This window comes from Shewanella inventionis (genome assembly GCF_019931735.1).
Taxonomy (GTDB): Bacteria; Pseudomonadota; Gammaproteobacteria; order Enterobacterales; family Shewanellaceae; genus Shewanella; species Shewanella inventionis.
The window spans coordinates 2,581,282-2,599,263 of the sequence record NZ_CP082926.1; the positions used below are offsets into that span (position 1 = coordinate 2,581,282).

The window sequence follows — 17,982 nt, forward strand, 5'->3', positions numbered from 1 at the left end:
AAAAATAAATAATAACTCGGGGTAAATCATGACTAACATGTTAATTAAAGGATTAGTGGCAACGGCTGTAATAGCAGCATTAACCGGTTGTAACAGCGACGATGATATTATTGAAACACCTATTGCTGCGACGTGTGCAGAAGCGGGTGAAGATTGTAAGACGTTTACTGTGTTGCACACAAATGACAACCATGGTCGTTTTTGGCATAACAGTGATGGCGAATATGGTATGGCAGCACGTAAAGCGCTTATCGATCAAATTCGTGATGAGGTCAGTTCAAATGGTGGTGTCACGTTAGTGTTATCGGGTGGCGATATTAATACTGGTGTGCCAGAGTCCGATTTACAAGACGCTTTACCTGACTTTATTGGTATGAATGAAATTGCGTATGATGCCATGGCCGTCGGTAACCATGAGTTTGACAATCCATTAGCTGTATTAGACTCTCAACGTTCTATTGCTAATTTCCCAATGCTTGCGGCTAACATTTATAAGGCCGACGGTACTCGTTACTTTGATGCTTATAAAGTTTTTGACGTTAATGGCTTACGAGTAGCGGTGATCGGTTTAACCACAGAAGACACTGCTAAAATTGGTAATCCAGAGTATATCTCGGAATTGACCTTCACAGATCCTGCAACTGAAGCTGCAAAAGTTATCGCCGAAATTAAAGAAGCTAATGCAGCGGACTTAATTTTTGCAACCACTCATATGGGGCATTACGCTGATGCGCAAAATGGCAGTAACGCGCCTGGTGATGTAACTTTAGCACGCACACTAACGGCTGGTGATTTAAGCGCTATCATTGGCGGTCACTCACAAAATCCAGTTTGTATGGAACCCGATACAAATAATTATGCTGACTTTGAACCAGGCGATGACTGTACTCCTGATATGCAAAACGGCACTTACATCATGCAAGCTCATGAGTGGGGTAAGTATGTAGGTCGTGCTGACTTTGAATATTTTAACGGTGAACTTCACCTTGCAAGCTATAAGTTACTGCCTGTTAATTTAAAAACAACAGTAACTGATGCCGATGGCAATAAAACTAAAGTATTGGTGGCTGATGAAATTACGCCTGATGCAGAACTTGAAGAATTACTGTCATACTATCAAGAACGTGGTCAAGGTCAGTTAGATGAAGTGATTGCCACCACAGACGCCTTACTTGATGGTGAACGTGCCAACGTGCGCAACATGCAAACCAACCTAGGTCGCTTAATCGCAGAAGCCCAACGTACTAAAGTAGGTGCAGATATCGGCGTGATGAACTCAGGTGGTGTACGTGCTTCAATTCAAGCGGGTGAGATTACGTACCGTGACGTGCTAACGGTTCAACCATTTGGTAATACCGTTACGTTAATGACCATGACGGGTGCTGAAATTACTGAATATTTAAATACAGTCGCTTCGTTCCAACGTGGTGCAGGGGCTTATGCTCAAATAACTGGCGTTAAAATGAACGTTGATTGTGTAGCAAAAACCGTCGCAATTAGCGAAATTAACGGTAAAGACTACAGTGCAACTGACTCATACAGCTTTACTGTGCCAAGCTTTAACGCAGCGGGTGGAGACGGTTACCCAGTACTCGATCCAATCCAAACCGGTTATGTTGATGCTGAAGTGCTGTACAGTTTCTTCCAAGATAAAGGGTCAATTGTTGCGGCAGATTATGCACCAGTAGGCGATATTGTTTATGAAAACTCTGACAGCCAATTAGGTTGTACTATCACAGCAAACTAATTAACGTTTAAGGGCTCATCCTTAAACGATAATCAATACGTGATTAAATAAAAAAGGTAGCATCGGCTACCTTTTTTGTTGCTTAAAATTTATGGCTACTTCCAGCAAATATGGGTCGTTAATGTGTGGCTTTCACCCGGGGCTAACACCACTTTATCGTCCAGCACATTAGCTGCTTCTAAACACACCATGGTGAGGTAATCATTGTTATTAAAACGTGACAACCTTACTGATTTATCTATCCACGGATTCCATAATACTGCAGAACGGCTATTTTCACGGCTAACAACAATGGTGCCATGTGGTGTATTCAGTTCCTGGCTAGCGGTTAAATGGGTGTAAACCCGATCGGTTTCTCGGTCAAAAGTGACGTTATCTTGTGGTTGTTGGAACGGCCCTTGACCAAATTCAATATATTGAGCCCCGCTAAAACCTGTTGCACTCAATTGATGGATATCGCCAATAGGAAAATAACTGTGTAATGCTTGGGTTAAGCTCACTGGGTGATTATCCTTGTTAGTATTAACAATACTAACAGTAAGAGTTTCACCTAAAGTGAACAGAACTTTGACTTGGGTGTTATGTGGCCAATATTGTTGTTCGTATTCACTTTGCGGCAGGCTAAATACCAAATCGACTACTTGATCTTTTATATCAACTGATTCAAGAGACCAAATTTTATTACGGGCAAAGCCATGTTGTGGATATTGAGGATTTTCATGCATTCCAAACCATGGCCAACATACTGGCACCCCACCACGAATGCCATTACCTGGCTGATAGTCATCGGCAGAGGATACCCACAGTAAGGGAGGCTTACCAGACGGTATAAATTGATCTATTTGGGCGCCTTGCATGAAAATCCGCGCCTGGCAGAGCTTTGTTTCAATACTTACATACTCAAGACCATTAGGGTGTTTTTGGGTGGTAACAGAACCCATAGTAAGTGTCCTTGTATTAATCAAAATCGCGAAATGAATTAAGCTTGTAGCTTACCTTATTTTCAAACAAGTGATAATGGGCAAGTGATTGTTGGGATTATACTAATGTAAAAAGTAACATTCGGTTGTTGGCTGGCATGGCTATGTCCTCTTTAAGCTCAAAGCTTTGTTGATGAGCTAATGACGTAATCCATTCAATATCTCGGATCCCACTAACGGGGTTTTGTTGCTTAAGCCAAACATCAAACTGTCTATTACTGTCGCTTGTATAATTGCCAGAGTAATTGAAAGGACCATAAATGACCAAGCATCCTTTACTTGCTAAATGCTTAGCACAGCCTGAAAACAATGCCACCACATTTTCTTTGCTCATGATGTGCAGTGTGTTGGCAGTAAAGATTGCATCTAACGTTGTGGGTAATTGCGGCCAACTAGTACTTACATCCAGCTCTATGGGAGGGGCTAAATTGGCTAAAGGAAAATGAGCTATTCTTGCATGTAATGTAGGTAAGTAACTTGCTTGATCACTGGGTTGCCAATGAAGATGGCTAAGGTGTTTGGCAAAGTAGGTACAGTGTTGTCCAGTGCCGCTGCCAATCTCTAAAACATGTGACGAATTAGCAAACCAGTGAAATAAATTATCTACTATAACTGACTTGTTATTTTCACATGCCTGAGAAAATGGCAACTGTGCTAGTGGTATTATGTGCGGCATTACGAAAGATCAACTTTTTCCATTTCAAGTTGCTGTAATGCAATGACTGCTTGAGTGCGATTGCGCACGCCAAGCTTTCTAAATATTGCAGTCGCATGGGCTTTAATGGTGGCTTCTGACACACCAAAATCATACGCAATTTGCTTATTAAGTAGCCCTTCTGCAAACATTTGTAATACACGATATTGTTGTGGGGTTAAATCGGATAAGCGGCTGGCCATTTGGTCTGTTGGATCATCAGACACTGGCACTAATTCTGTGTCGGCAGGCAACCAAATATCGCCATATAACACCGCCGTTAACGCCTCGGTCAATGACTCCATTGACGCTGATTTTGGGATAAAACCGCTGCTGCCATAATGTACAGCGCGGCTTATGGTATTGATATCCTCGTGTGCTGAAATCACCACCACTGGAATATTCGGGTAGTGTGTACGAAGGTGGATCAAGGTTGAATAACCATGTGAGCCAGGCATTTGTAGATCAAGCAAAATTAAATCAAATCGGCATTCGCTGTTTTCAAGTACAGATTCCAGTGCTTCTGCACTGTCTGCTTCGAGCCATTGTGTATGATTAAATGCGCTGCTTAATGCTTGGCGTAAGGCATTACGAAATAGCGGATGGTCATCAGCAATTATGATATTTAAATTTTCGAGCTTCATGGCTTTTTTTATTCTATGTTGCACGTGAAGATTAACTCAATGTAACAGAAAAGTAATCGAGTGTTCTATTGCTTTGTGACATAAAAAGAGGGTTTTTTGCGAATAACCATTCAATTATAGACTTTAGTCTATGGCGCAAGATGGCTTCTGGGTAACAAATGCAGCCAAATGACCGCATTTGTTACATTGTGCTTAAGCGTGAGGCCACACTTGTGTGGGTTGTCTGTTTTCATCAACGGCAACAAAGGTAAACACACCACGAATGGCATGCTCTCGATGATCTTTGTACATGTCTTCAACATAGATATTAACCTCGACTTTTACTGAGGTATTACCCACATGAATGACTTTGGCAATGAGTTCAGCAAGGCTGCCAGCAGGTATTGCTTTTTTAAAGTCGATACGGTCTGAACTCACTGTCACTAACGATTTTCGACAAAAACGCGTGGCTGCGATAAAGGCGGTTTCATCCATCCATGCTAATGCATCCCCACCAAATAAAGTATTGTGATGGTTGGTGTTAGAGGGAAAAATAGCTTTGATCACCCGCGCTTCAGATTGAATGATCCTCGCCGCGATATCGTCAGGGAAATGGGTTTCTGTTTGATTTGGATTTTGAGCAAGCGACATACAAGGACCTAAATTAACTAATAGACAGGAAAAGCGGCGCGCATTGTACTGTATGAGCTTAAGATATGTCGAATATTACCCAGTATTATTTATCCTGATTGGTATTGCTGTTTAATTTAATCGAGTTGCAAATGTTTGAACATGGCATGTTCATTGAGTACATCAATATGCTTAATGTCAGTTAACAAAATGGTTATTGGTTGCTGCTGTTGTGTTACGCCGCTAATTGCTTCATGTTTTGTTTCACCCTGGTGAACGATAATGGTTTGGCTAAAGCGCCCCACAAGCTCAACACCTGAACGTAAGCTTATCTTCACTTGGTACTGCTGTAAGCACATGATTTCTATGTAGTCATAGTGTTCACATTTTATTAGAGTCATTTTTTATACCATTTCAGTTGTCGATATTGAGCTAATCTAAGCTGTGTTTGTTTTTTAATACTGATGTTGTTTGAAAATATAACGGATTAAGCACGGCGAATGAATTAGCGCCTAGCGGTTTAGAGCATACTCGTTGAACAAAGCAGTAAGTATGTACAAGAGTCTGATGATTTTTCCTGTTTTTTGCAGCGTTTGTTGGCCATTATTTTTGTTGGCCATTATTAAAGCGTTATCGGTTTTTTATCTAGATCGTTATTTTACCTTTGAATATATTTATCAACTAAGATAAACACGCACTTGGTGCTCAATTCATTTATGCACAGAGTGAAACCGCTAATATGTTAGACATCGATTTTGACTTAATAACAACAGCAAATAGGGCGGTTAATATCGTAACAATACGGTAGATACTTGGTGATTATTGGCATCAAGCGTGATGATATAAAGCCTGTCAAATTCAGTTGCATCATTTATAGCGGGTTGTTTTTCTGCGCCCAGTTGTTCTGCAAGCGCTGTGGTTGTATTGCTGTGGCCGATCACCAAAATATGCCCTTGCTGTTTACGTAATATTTCTGCGGTAGAGTTAAGATCAGATGGGTCGTACAAATGGGGTGCTAGTTGTTGGTCTTTTGCAACCGCAAGAGCAGTTTCGCGGGTTCGCTTGTAGTCAGTGGTATACACTTTGGCCAATGGTGTACTTGATAATACGCTCGCTAAACGAATGGCACGTAGTTTACCTTGGGCCGACAGGCTAGGGTCGTTTCCCTCTAGTTTTTCAGCGTGTCTCACTAAATAAAACACTTTGGATTGGACTGCAATGATGCCATCTTTTTCTACTGGTTTGATGGTTTGTGCCATAGTGTAATGACTAAAAAATGTTACTAAAAACAAAAAACAGTATCGAATGCTAAGCGTCATGCCTTACTCCCTTAACGATGTATTGTTTATCAATAGCGGATTAGCAAAAAAGGCAAAAGAGTAACTTTGCCATAAATGTAAAGTTTATATGCAATTTTACATCATTTGAGTTACATGAGTTAAAGGTTATTCAAGGGTTATTAATCGTGATCAATTTTTTGCTAGTTTGCCATTATCCAGCAATACTTGCTTTAAGTTGATGCTCATGCGAACCGCATCTATTAATGCAAGCAGGATGGTGGGTGCACACAAACTAAGGATGGGTTATGTCTGAATCGTTAACCGCACAAATTATTCAAATAGAGCCAGATGATGCCTTGCCGTTATGGCGCCATACTATTTTTATGCGCTTATTTACCACTCTCGTGATCATATGTGTTCCTGTCTATATTACGAGTGTTTACTTGTGTATTGAGCAAGGCATCTGGTACATGGCTATATTTGATACCATTGCTTATGGCCTAATGATATTTGTGGTGTTTTATTCTTCTATAACTGATAAAACCCGTTATATGTGTGGTTGCGGTTTGGCATTTTTTATTGGGGCAGGTTTTTTAATTGTTCTTGGTCCTTCTGGTGCTGGATTTTTTTGGTTATTTACGTTTCCCCCATTAACCAGTGTGTTACTGGGTTCAAAAGCTGCTATTGCTGCGCAACTTATCAACGCTGTTTTATTAATCATAATGGGTGTGGCTTTTCACTATCAATGGTTACATTGGCCTGTAATGGAGCACTTTTCAACCTTGATTTGGTATGTTGTAGTGATTAACTTTTTAGTCACCTGTGCCATTGTTACTCAGTCAATTTCTTACCTATTGGGTAAATTAACCCATTCATTACAATCTACTTTAGCATCTAGACAAGCCACAGTGATTGGTTTGGCAAAGTTAGCAGAATATCGTGACAATGATACGGGGGCGCATCTTATTAGAATGCAGCAATACGCGAAAATGTTAGCTAAGCAAAGATTAGAAGATGAACAGGTTCCAGAGGAGCTCACAGAAGCTTTTATTAAAGAAATAAGCTTGTCTTCAATTTTACATGATATTGGTAAGGTAGGGGTTGCTGATCATATTTTGCTTAAGCCCGGTAAGTTAACGCCTGCAGAGTTTGAACACATAAAAGCTCACCCACAAATGGGCGCAAAGGTCATAGACAGTTTGCTAAAGTATGCTCCTCAATGTCAGTTTTTGTTAATGGGACGAGATATTGCTGGAGGACACCATGAAAAATGGGATGGCAGTGGTTATCCAAAAGGCATTAAAGGTGAGGCGATCCCTTTATCGGCAAGAATAGTGGCGTTAGTTGATGTTTATGATGCATTAACATCCCCCCGTTGCTATAAACGTCCTTTTACTCATCAAGAGGCAAAAGACATTATTTTGGCTGGTCGTTCTACTCATTTTGATCCGGCATTAGTAGACAGTTTTATATCCATTGAGCATCACTTTGCCGAATTATCTCAAGCCTCTTTATCACACCATTCTGCAAGTTATGAATCTGCCTTAAAGACAGCTAACAGTGTGTGATGATTTGTGTCTATATTGGTGGTGTGTTCGTATTTATGAATAAAAAATGCCAGTCTATTTTGACTGGCACTTGATGTGTGGCACGTACATTATTTGGCGTTTAAATTACTTAACCTCAACTCTGGTTAAGAGATGAATAAATAACATCGATTCTAACAATAACTCCATACGATGCATTCAAACTTGAAATTTGCGCTGATAACTAGGCAAATTTACGCGTCAATAGCGAGTCTATTGCAAGTGAATTTAACAACGTTATCGGTGCAAAGAACTGTTTGAAATGCATTTATTATCCAGAGTTAGGTTACTTCGCAAGTAAGTTTATACGGTCACGAGAGGCTTGGGCTAATTCACGTAATAGCTTTTCAGAATCTGCCCAATGTAGGCAGGCATCGGTAATACTTTGACCATAGGTTAAAGGCTCACCTTTAACCACTTTCTGGTTACCTTCAATCATAAAGCTCTCTGCCATAATCCCAGCAATTGCAGTACTGCCTGCGCGCATTTGTTCCATAATACTCTGAGCAACGTTTAGCTGGTTTTTATGCTGTTTTTCGCTGTTACCATGGCTAAAATCAACCACCATGCGTTGAGTTACACCAACTTGTTCTAGCTGTGCTCGAGCGATTTCAATGTCTTTAGCAGAATAATTAGGTGTTTTACCACCCCGTAAAATAATGTGGCCAAATGGATTGCCGTGAGTCCGGTAAACAGCCATTGCGCCATCTTTATCTGGCGAGTAGAAAATATGTGGCACTTGTGCTGCACGAACGGCATCAACAGCAATATTGATATTACCGTCGGTACCATTTTTAAACCCAACAGGGCAAGACAGTGCAGAGGCCATTTCACGGTGAATTTGGCTTTCAGTGGTGCGTGCGCCAATAGCACCCCAGGTTATAAGATCTGCAATATATTGACCATTGACCATGTCTAAGAATTCAGTAGCGATAGGCAATTTAAGCTCAGTAATTTGTTGCAGCAGCTGCCGTGCCATACGCAAACCTTTATTAGGGCTAAAACTGCCATCTAAATCTGGGTCAGAAATAAGGCCTTTCCAACCTACAATCGTGCGCGGCTTTTCAAAATACACTCGCATTAAAATACATAAGTCGTCTTTGAGCTCGTGATGCAGTGTGGCTAATTTTTGAGCGTACTCTAAAGCCGCCTTGGTGTCATGTATTGAACAAGGCCCGATAATCACTAACAAGCGTTGATCTTCACCGGCAATAATGGCTTCTACTTCGCGGCGCTGAGCCACTAAATAATCTGCTGCATCTTGAGTTAAAGGGTATTCTGACGCCAACTGAGCCGGAGAAATCACTTTGCTTAGCAGGGTTGTTCTTAGTTCATCTGTTTTAATAGTCATGCACATTACCGAAAAATCGTGAGATGCATCAGCATCATAATGCTCGGGATTATATACCCAAAGAACTTAAAGATGCGAGGCTTAGCCTAGGATTGTCTGGACTAAAAAAGCGATTGCGTTAAACGTGAAAGGCGAATTGACCCTAGTCAATGTCGCCACCTGATGGTTTTATCGGCTATTTGTAACCTAAATCGATTGTTTATTTATCAGAACATATGGCGTTCAAGGCCTGTGATGTCGAGTATTTTTGTGGCTATTTCTTCTACAGAGTGATTCGTGGTGTTCACAAAAGGGATACGTTCTCTTTTGTACATCATTTCAACTTCTTTAACTTCAAGGCGGCATTGTCTTAATGACGAATAACGGCTGTTTTCCATGCGACTTTGTCTAATTTCATGCAGTCGTTGAGGGTCAATAGTTAGGCCGAATAACTTTGATTTATTGCGTTTAAGCGACTCAGGTAACTTAAGATTATCCATGTCATCTTCAGTAAACGGGTAGTTTGCAGCTTTTATACCAAATTGCATGGACAGGTATAAACTCGATGGCGTTTTACCACAACGAGATACACCTAATAAAATAATGTCGGCTTTATCCATGTGTTTCATGGTTTGGCCATCGTCATTCTCCATTGCATAGTTTATGGCATCAATTCGGGTCTCATAGCCATGATTACCTTTACCATGAGTACGATGCAAAATGGGCTTGGCTTGTACCCCTAAGTGTTGTTCGAGTGGCGCAACAAAGGTATTCAAAAAGTCGTAATCGACACATTCGCTCGAAAAAATCACATTACGAATTTCAGGATTAATGATCGAATGGAATACAAGTGGTCTTTCGCCTGTTGTAATAAAACAATCATTTATTTGTTGTTTAACTTTTTGTGCTCGTTGGACCGTTTCAACGAAAGGAATTGTAAGTGCTTCAAATTCAATAGGAAACTGTGAAAGAACCGCATGCCCAAAAACCTCTGCTGTGATCGCGGTCCCATCTGAAATATAAAATACTTTTGGCGTCATTCTGACCTCTTGTAGTAATAAAATTACAAATAAAATTATAGATTTACGCGTGTTGTATGGGAGTGTAAGATGCTATTGCCCTCGTGTGAAGTGGCCACTGAAATAAAAACTTGCGGAGATAAAACTGTGCAGCAATACGTACTCTGGTATCAAGAATTAGGCATGGGTGATGTAAACAAGGTTGGCGGAAAAAACGCATCCCTTGGTGAGATGATCAGCAATCTGGCTAATGCAGGGGTTCAAGTTCCTGGCGGTTTTGCTACGACTTCTCATGCGTTCAATGAGTTCCTTGAACAAAGTGGAGTAAACCAGAAGATTTTTGACATTCTGGCTACATTGGATGTGGATGATGTCAATGAACTGGCAAAAGTAGGTGCACAGATCAGGCAATGGGTGATTGAGACCCCATTCCAGCCTGCACTTGAAAATGCTATTCGTGAAGCATATGAGCAATTATCAAGTGAAACGCAAGATGCGTCATTTGCGGTGCGTTCATCAGCAACGGCTGAAGACATGCCAGATGCATCATTTGCAGGCCAACAAGAAACATTTTTAAACGTAAAAGGGTTTGATGCTGTCATGCTAGCGATTAAGCATGTATACGCGTCGCTCTTTAACGATCGTGCAATTTCTTATCGTGTTCATCAAGGTTATGAACATCAAGGTGTTGCTTTATCTGCTGGCGTACAACGTATGGTGCGTTCAGACAAAGCGGCTTCTGGTGTGATGTTTACAATGGACACTGAGTCAGGCAATAACGACGTTGTGTTTATCACTTCATCTTTTGGTTTAGGTGAAATGGTTGTACAAGGTGCGGTTAACCCTGACGAATTCTACGTGCACAAACCAATTTTATCTCAAGGTCACGATGCCGTTGTGCGCCGTAACATTGGTAGTAAGTTGATTCAGATGGTTTATTCTGATGACGCTTCTCATGGTAAGCAGGTTAAAATTGAAGACGTGGCCGCAGAGCAACGCCGTGTATTCTCTATTAATGATGCCGAAGTGATGGAGCTTGCTAAGCAAGCCATGATCATTGAGCAACATTATGGTCGTCCAATGGATATCGAATGGGCAAAAGACGGTAATGACGGTAAGTTGTATATCGTTCAAGCTCGTCCAGAAACCGTTCGTAGCCGTGAAGATGTACAATTAATTGAACGCTACCACTTAAAAACCAAAGGCGATGTAATATGTGAAGGTCGTGCCATTGGTCATAAAATCGGCACAGGTGTGGCCAAGGTGCTAGCGTCTATTGAAGACATGGACCAAATTCAGCCTGGCGATGTGTTAGTGACAGACATGACAGACCCAGATTGGGAACCCATCATGAAGCGCGCAAGTGCGATTGTTACTAACCGTGGTGGTCGTACATGTCATGCTGCAATTATCGCTCGTGAATTAGGCGTACCAGCAGTTGTTGGCTGTGGTGACGTTACCGACCGTATTAAGAGCGGCGACATTGTTACTGTATCTTGTGCCGAAGGTGATACTGGTTTGATTTACTCAGGCGAGCAAAAGTTTGAAGTTATCACCAATCGTGTAGACACTTTGCCGTCATTACCAATGAAAATCATGATGAACGTGGGTAATCCAGATCGTGCATTCGATTTTGCTCGTTTGCCAAACGAAGGTGTGGGCTTAGCGCGTTTAGAGTTCATCATTAACCGCATGATTGGTATTCACCCTAAAGCCTTGCTTGAATTTAACGACCAAACTGCTGAGCTACAATCTGAAATCAATGACATGATTGCCGGTTACGACTCACCCGTTGAATTTTATATCGCTCGCCTAGTGGAAGGCATTGCAACGATTGCGTCTGCTTTCTATCCGAAAAAAGTGATTGTACGTATGTCAGACTTTAAGTCTAACGAATACGCTAACTTAGTCGGCGGTGATCGTTACGAACCAGAAGAAGAAAACCCAATGTTGGGCTTCCGTGGTGCAAGCCGTTATATTTCTGAGTCATTCCGCGATTGTTTTGCGCTTGAATGTGAAGCGATTAAACGTGTACGTAACCAAATGGGCTTAACTAACGTTGAAGTGATGATCCCGTTTGTTCGTACAGTAAGCGAAGCATCACAAGTAATTGAATTACTCAAAGAGCAAGGTTTAGAGCGTGGAAAAGATGGTTTACGTGTCATCATGATGTGTGAGCTTCCTTCTAACGCCTTATTAGCTGACCAATTCCTTGAGCATTTCGATGGTTTCTCTATCGGTTCAAACGATTTAACTCAGTTAACATTAGGGTTAGACCGCGACTCAGGTATTATCAGTCATTTGTTTGATGAGCGTAATGATGCTGTTAAAGCATTATTATCTATGGCCATCAAAGCCGCAAAAGCCAAAGGTGCTTATGTAGGTATTTGTGGCCAAGGCCCATCAGATCATTCTGATTTTGCTGCATGGTTAGTTGAACAAGGCATCGACACAGTGTCATTAAATCCTGATACCGTCATTGATACTTGGTTATATTTAGCCGAAGCTCATGGATAAATAACACCAAAATTGCAATTCAACCTGCAATTTTATCAAGTTGTCTTAAAAGCCGCTTTTTAGCGGCTTTTTTTTGTTTATAATGAACTCAATATACCAACAATTAAAAAGCCCTCTATGTTACCTTTGCTATCACATAAACAAACATTAGAACCTATCTATCTTGAGTTTCTTGACGCGCTCGAACAAAGTGAGTTTGAGGGTGAAATAGACAAGCGCTACAGTGCGAGGCTTATTCAGGCAACCGATAATTCGGTATACCAATTTTTACCCCAAGCGGTGATATACCCACTACATCAACAAGATGTTGAATTAGTGTTATCACTAGCCGCACAGCCAAAATATAAACAAGTCACGTTTAGTGCTCGTGGTGGCGGTACGGGTACTAATGGCCAATCATTAACGCACGGGTTGATTTTAGATGTGTCACGCCATTTAAACCAAGTACTTGAAATAAATGCAAAAGAAGGCTGGGCAAGGGTACAGGCTGGGGTTGTTAAAGATGCATTAAACGATGCTTTGCGTCCACATGGATTCTTTTTTAGTCCAGACTTATCAACGTCTAACCGAGCAACTATAGGCGGTATGGTTAATACCGATGCTTCTGGTGCTGGTTCATTGGTTTACGGCAAAACCTCAGATCATGTGTTAGGTATCACAAGTGTACTTATAGATGGCAGTGTATTGAGCACAACCCCAATAAAAAACCATTTACTTAAGCAACAACCCTTTGGTGATAATCAATTAGCCAATACTATTGCCACTAACATTGCAGATGTCTGCCGTGCAAAACGCGACGCCATTATTGATCGTTTTCCAAAACTTAATCGCTTTTTAACCGGTTACGATTTAAAGCATGTGTGGAATGATGAGTTAACACAATTTGACCTATCACGTATTTTAGCGGGCTCAGAGGGCACGCTTGCTGTTATCACTGAGACTAAACTAAACCTAACTCCGTTACCTAAAACCCGGATAATGGTTAACATCAAATACGATTCATTTGAGTCTGCACTGCGCCATGCTCCGTCGTTAGTACAAGCTAAAGCGACAGTTGTTGAAACCGTTGACTCTAAAGTACTTAACCTAGCTCGTGAAGATATTATTTGGCATTCAGTAGCAGAGCAAATTAAGGCGGTGCCTAATAAAGTCATAGAAGGTCTCAACATGGTTGAGTTTGCCGGTGAAGATGACGAAGTGAACCATAAGGTTGCACAGTTAGATGCCATGTTGAGTGAACAACTCAACCAACAGCAATATGGATTAGTTGGTTTTCAAGTTATTACCGATAGAAATGATATCGACAATATTTATGCCATGCGAAAAAAGGCTGTGGGTTTATTGGGAGCAACAAAAGGCAACCGCAAGCCCTTAGCATTTGCTGAAGATACCGCCGTGCCCCCAGAAAATTTAGCCGATTATATTATGGAATTTCGCGCATTATTAGATGGCCATGATTTACAATATGGGATGTTTGGTCATGTTGATGCTGGTGTGTTGCATGTGCGACCCGCACTAGATATGTGCGATCAAGCGGACGAAAAACTGCTTAAAGTTATATCAGATCAAGTGGCTGCGTTAACCCTTAAATATGGCGGCTTAATGTGGGGCGAACACGGTAAAGGTGTTCGCGGTGAGTATGGCCCAGCAGTGTTTGGTGATGAACTTTATGCTGTGCTTGAACAAATTAAAGGCTGGTTTGACCCTGATAATCGTTTAAACCCCGGAAAACTAGTTGCACCAGCGCAATCTGGCCCACTTATGTTTAATGTCGACAGTGTTAAGCGTGGTAGTTTCGACAGACAAATCCCAGTGCAAACGCGTAATGCATTTCCAGATGTGATGAATTGCAATGGTAACGGCTTGTGCTTTAACTACAGCAGTTACTCTCCAATGTGTCCATCGTTTAAAGCGACAGGCGATAGAGTACAATCTCCAAAGGGCCGTGCAGGATTAATGCGAGAATGGTTACGTTTGTTAGAGGCCGAAGGTGTTGATGTAGAACAACTGGCCAAATCTAAACCATTAGGTTGGATGCAGCGTACTCAAAATACCCTAAACAACCAGCGTGATTACGATTACTCCCATGAGGTGATGGAGTCGCTAAAAGGCTGTTTAGCTTGTAAGGCTTGTTCTGGTCAATGTCCTGTTAAAGTGGACGTGCCAAAATTTAGGGCGCAGTTTTTCAATATTTATTACAAACGTTATTTACGCCCAGCAAAAGATTACCTAGTCGCGGGTATTGAAGACACATTACCCTTGATGGCGACGATGCCAAAGGTCACTAATTTTGCATCGCAAAACCCACTTAGCCAGTGGGTGATTAAAAAAGCCATTGGTTATGTCGATGCACCCAAATTGTCAGTTCCTACATTAAAGCAACGCTTAGATGGGCACGCCAGTCGTGGCTATGACCTTGATGCTTTGTGTGCAATTCCCGAGGCTGAACGCAGTAAATATGTATTGGTAGTACAAGATCCATTTAATAGCTTTTATGATGCAGGCTTGGTATATCGTTTTATTCAGCTCATTGAAAAGTTAGGTTTAAAGCCGGTGTTATTGCCGTTCAAACCCAATGGTAAACCTACACACATTAAAGGCTTTTTAGACAAGTTTGCTAAAACTGCACAAGACAGTGCAGACTTTTTAAACCGTGTTCATGCGCTAGGCATGCCAATGGTTGGCCTCGATCCAGCCTTAGTATTGTGTTACCGCGATGAATATAAAGAAGCACTAGGCCAACGCCGTGGGCCGTTTGAAGTCAAATTGGCTAATGAGTGGTTAAGCTCAGTGATAGCAACTCGTGCAGTGGTTGAACCTTTAGCCAAAGATGCACCACAATTTACCTGGTTTAGCCATTGTACGGAATCGACCGCAAAACCGAATACCGCTAACGAATGGAAAGCCATATTCAGTCACTTTGGGGCCAAACTCAATAGCGTTAATTTAGGTTGTTGTGGCATGGCGGGGACTTATGGCCATGAACTGGATAATCTCGAACGTTCTGAACAATTATTTGAAATGTCTTGGCAACCAAGTATTGAAAAAATTGCACAACATAGCCAGGTGCTAGTATCGGGGTATTCTTGTCGTAGCCAAGTAAAGCGTTTTGCAGGCTTTAAACCTCAACACCCAATTGAAGCATTACTTAAGTTGATGGATTAACAATAGATTAAGGCGGATCGCATGGCAGATGAAACAACAGCGCTAAACTCATTTACCCATCCAGATGGCGTGGCGTTATGCAGTGAGGATGTGTTGTTTCATATTAAAGAAAATGGTGAGTGGCTGTACCTTAACAGCCCGTTGCCAGCAAAGTTTGCTGCGTTATTTAGCAGTATTTTGCACTGTATCGATAATGAATATTTCCTCATTACACCCGTCGAAAAGGTAAAGGTGGCCGTAGAATCCTATCCTCTCGTGCTAGTAGATTATCAATCAATTGCCACGTCAGCTAATGAACTGTTTTTTACTACCAGTATTGCAACCCAAGTTAACGCCGTTAAATTGCAAGATATACATGTCACTGATGATGGTATTTATGTTCCATTAATCAGGGGGTTAACTGGAAAACTTAATCGAGCTTGTTATTACCGATATATTAACGATTATATCGATTTTGATTAGCATAGGTGTACCAGTTTATTCGTTAGCTCTTTGTTTTATTACTGAGTGTTTTTGTGCTCGAGCCTAACAAACACGTTTCGTCCTGTTAACTGCGTTAAATGAACTTGCAATAGGCGTTAATTAGGGTCTGGTGAGCTTTGCTGTTTGAATTTTGTTCGAGTAAAAAACGTTTTAATCGAGACGAATGGATTGATGCCTAGTCATCTAAGCAAAATCCATTCAACAAAGAGTAAAACGTTTTTAGCCGAACCTTTCAGGCAGCGTTTGTTGGCCATTTTTACTGCGTTATCGACTTTTTATGTAGAATAACTACACCTCAAAGTCTCTGCCGCGCAGTTATATATGTGAGTAAAGACCAACAATTCGCTGCAAAAACAATCTTGAAAGATCAACAGACCCTGGCCTTGTGAGTAAAATAAATGACAAGATTGACAGTGGATTTTAGTCAAAACATTGTTTTTTATTGTTATAAATATCGCTGTGGGTTAAACAATATTTTATGTAACACAATGAAAAATATGTTCTTTACTATATTAAATACAAATAGTTAACATTTTTTAATCGATATATTCACTCAAACTAAGGCTAAAGCGCTTCTCTTAACGTATAGACATGGTAATCTTAATTTGTTCGCGTTCGTTGAATTGCTATCGAAAGTAACTCAACATGCTAATGACGATGTAGGAGGTATCATTTGAAACGTTTTGAAAGTTTAAGTTACCTGATTTCCCATCTTAATATTGCTTTACAGCAAGAACTTGATACACGCTTAAAGCGTTATGAGTTGGACAGTAAACTCTGGCCTGTGCTATTTGCTTTATGGCAAGAAGAGGGCTTGAGTCAAACTGAGCTGTCTAAACGGTGCGATGTGGCAAACTACACCATGACACGCCTGCTCGACACACTTCAAGTGCAGGGGTTTATCACCCGTCATCAAGAGGCAGACAATCGTCGTGCTTTTCAAATCTTTTTAACTGACAACGGCAAAGCGTTAGAACAAGATTTAGTCCATGAAGCGCAGTGGGTTAATGAGCGCTTTTTAGCGGTGTTGTCAGATGAAGAGCAACAGGAATTTATGCGCTTACTAAATAAAGTGAATCAATTTAGTCAATAAGTGTTAACTCATTTCTCATCATCCTTGTAATTGATTAATAATAAGATATTATTCTGTACGACATTGTTTAAGTCGCAAAAATAGGTGTTGCACTAACAGTATCACGAGAACTTTTGAAATCAGTCAGATAAACTTATTGTTCAGAGCTATCGGTAAAGTAATGAAATCGAGCTATGTTTTTGCTTAAATGTCACTTGCTTTAATCTCATTTGCATTAATCTCACTTGCTTACATGTTACTTGTTTACATGTCACTTGTTTACATGTCACTTGTTTACATGTCACTTGTTTACATGTCACTTGTTTACATGTCACTTGTTTACATGTCACTTGTTTACATGTCACTTGTTTAAATGTCACTTGTTTAAATGTTACTTGCTTAAATAATGTAAGCGTTCAGCAAACTGCGCCTTGCCCAGTTCAACTAGCCAGAGTCATACACTGTTGAAGTCAAAATCAGGATGGGATAATTGTTTTAAGCAGTGTTTGATATATTGAACGGGATTAGTCCATTCGCTTTGGCCGTTTCTATGATACAGTACAATATAGCGCTCGCCTCTACACCACTGTGGTTGTGGTTAAAAGTGATGTGACATCTTATTTTGGTGATCCTATTGGGCTGCAGATTGGACATATGAATTAAATAGCACGATGGGAAATAGTCCAACAGGTTTATCAAAAACCGCAATGTTGTTCAAAATATAGGTTGCTTCATTTTGTTACTCAGACAATGTGTCAGCTCTTTACATGATCAGAGCACCCAACAACGTATATTTTACACGTTTCTTTTTATCCAAATATTTACGCGATAAGGGCTTTCCTTGTTTAAATATGTG

At 40.8% G+C, this 17,982-nt stretch carries 14 protein-coding genes; 6 read left to right on the forward strand and 8 right to left on the reverse strand.

What is annotated here, in order from left to right:
* Window positions 1–28: 28 nt before the first annotated feature.
* Window positions 29–1,747, forward strand: a complete 1,719-nt coding sequence (gene ushA / locus K8B83_RS11520; protein ID WP_223417219.1) for a bifunctional UDP-sugar hydrolase/5'-nucleotidase UshA — start codon at window positions 29–31, stop codon at window positions 1,745–1,747.
* Between the two features lie 95 nt (window positions 1,748–1,842).
* On the opposite strand, the gene K8B83_RS11525 is transcribed toward ushA, so the two are convergent.
* The 6 genes from K8B83_RS11525 to K8B83_RS11550 form a co-directional block, all read right to left on the reverse strand.
* Window positions 1,843–2,688, reverse strand: coding sequence for a D-hexose-6-phosphate mutarotase (locus tag K8B83_RS11525; RefSeq protein ID WP_223417220.1), 846 nt, complete (start codon window positions 2,686–2,688; stop codon window positions 1,843–1,845).
* 97 nt (window positions 2,689–2,785) lie between these two features.
* On the reverse strand, window positions 2,786–3,403 hold the full coding sequence (locus K8B83_RS11530; protein WP_223417221.1) for a DUF938 domain-containing protein: 618 nt from the start codon (window positions 3,401–3,403) through the stop codon (window positions 2,786–2,788).
* Complete coding sequence (locus K8B83_RS11535; protein ID WP_223417222.1) at window positions 3,403–4,065, reverse strand: response regulator transcription factor; 663 nt, start codon at window positions 4,063–4,065, stop codon at window positions 3,403–3,405. The genes K8B83_RS11530 and K8B83_RS11535 overlap by 1 nt, the downstream gene beginning before the upstream one ends.
* A gap of 192 nt (window positions 4,066–4,257) precedes the next feature.
* Window positions 4,258–4,695 carry an acyl-CoA thioesterase gene (locus tag K8B83_RS11540; RefSeq protein WP_188739211.1) on the reverse strand — a complete coding sequence of 146 codons (438 nt, stop codon included), beginning with the start codon at window positions 4,693–4,695 and terminating at the stop codon, window positions 4,258–4,260.
* Window positions 4,696–4,811: 116 nt separating this feature from the next.
* Window positions 4,812–5,075, reverse strand: coding sequence for a Rho-binding antiterminator (locus K8B83_RS11545; protein ID WP_223417223.1), 264 nt, complete (start codon window positions 5,073–5,075; stop codon window positions 4,812–4,814).
* Window positions 5,076–5,459: 384 nt separating this feature from the next.
* Window positions 5,460–5,993: a SixA phosphatase family protein gene (locus K8B83_RS11550; RefSeq protein WP_223417224.1), complete on the reverse strand. Its 534-nt coding sequence runs from the start codon at window positions 5,991–5,993 to the stop codon at window positions 5,460–5,462.
* A 266-nt stretch (window positions 5,994–6,259) separates the two neighbouring features.
* On the opposite strand from K8B83_RS11550, the gene K8B83_RS11555 reads away from it, so the two are divergent.
* Window positions 6,260–7,522: an HD-GYP domain-containing protein gene (locus tag K8B83_RS11555; protein ID WP_223417225.1), complete on the forward strand. Its 1,263-nt coding sequence runs from the start codon at window positions 6,260–6,262 to the stop codon at window positions 7,520–7,522.
* A 304-nt stretch (window positions 7,523–7,826) separates the two neighbouring features.
* On the opposite strand, the gene K8B83_RS11560 is transcribed toward K8B83_RS11555, so the two are convergent.
* Both K8B83_RS11560 and ppsR read right to left on the reverse strand, forming a co-directional pair.
* Window positions 7,827–8,891, reverse strand: a complete 1,065-nt coding sequence (locus K8B83_RS11560) for a 3-deoxy-7-phosphoheptulonate synthase (RefSeq protein ID WP_223417226.1) — start codon at window positions 8,889–8,891, stop codon at window positions 7,827–7,829.
* Between the two features lie 206 nt (window positions 8,892–9,097).
* Window positions 9,098–9,910, reverse strand: coding sequence for a posphoenolpyruvate synthetase regulatory kinase/phosphorylase PpsR (gene ppsR / locus K8B83_RS11565; RefSeq protein WP_223417227.1), 813 nt, complete (start codon window positions 9,908–9,910; stop codon window positions 9,098–9,100).
* A gap of 126 nt (window positions 9,911–10,036) precedes the next feature.
* On the opposite strand from ppsR, the gene ppsA reads away from it, so the two are divergent.
* The 4 genes from ppsA to K8B83_RS11585 all read left to right on the forward strand — a co-directional run bounded on the left by ppsA (window position 10,037) and on the right by K8B83_RS11585 (window position 17,147).
* Complete coding sequence (gene ppsA, locus K8B83_RS11570; RefSeq protein WP_223420057.1) at window positions 10,037–12,406, forward strand: phosphoenolpyruvate synthase; 2,370 nt, start codon at window positions 10,037–10,039, stop codon at window positions 12,404–12,406.
* Window positions 12,407–12,523: 117 nt separating this feature from the next.
* Entirely contained in the window at window positions 12,524–15,571 is a 3,048-nt protein-coding gene (ydiJ, locus tag K8B83_RS11575) for a D-2-hydroxyglutarate dehydrogenase YdiJ (RefSeq protein WP_223417228.1), read from the forward strand.
* A 21-nt stretch (window positions 15,572–15,592) separates the two neighbouring features.
* Window positions 15,593–16,033, forward strand: coding sequence for a DUF1285 domain-containing protein (locus K8B83_RS11580; RefSeq protein WP_223417229.1), 441 nt, complete (start codon window positions 15,593–15,595; stop codon window positions 16,031–16,033).
* A 694-nt stretch (window positions 16,034–16,727) separates the two neighbouring features.
* Window positions 16,728–17,147 (forward strand): MarR family winged helix-turn-helix transcriptional regulator, encoded by a 420-nt coding sequence (locus K8B83_RS11585; protein ID WP_188739204.1) that lies wholly within the window; start codon window positions 16,728–16,730, stop codon window positions 17,145–17,147.
* The last annotated feature ends 835 nt before the right edge of the window (window positions 17,148–17,982 follow it).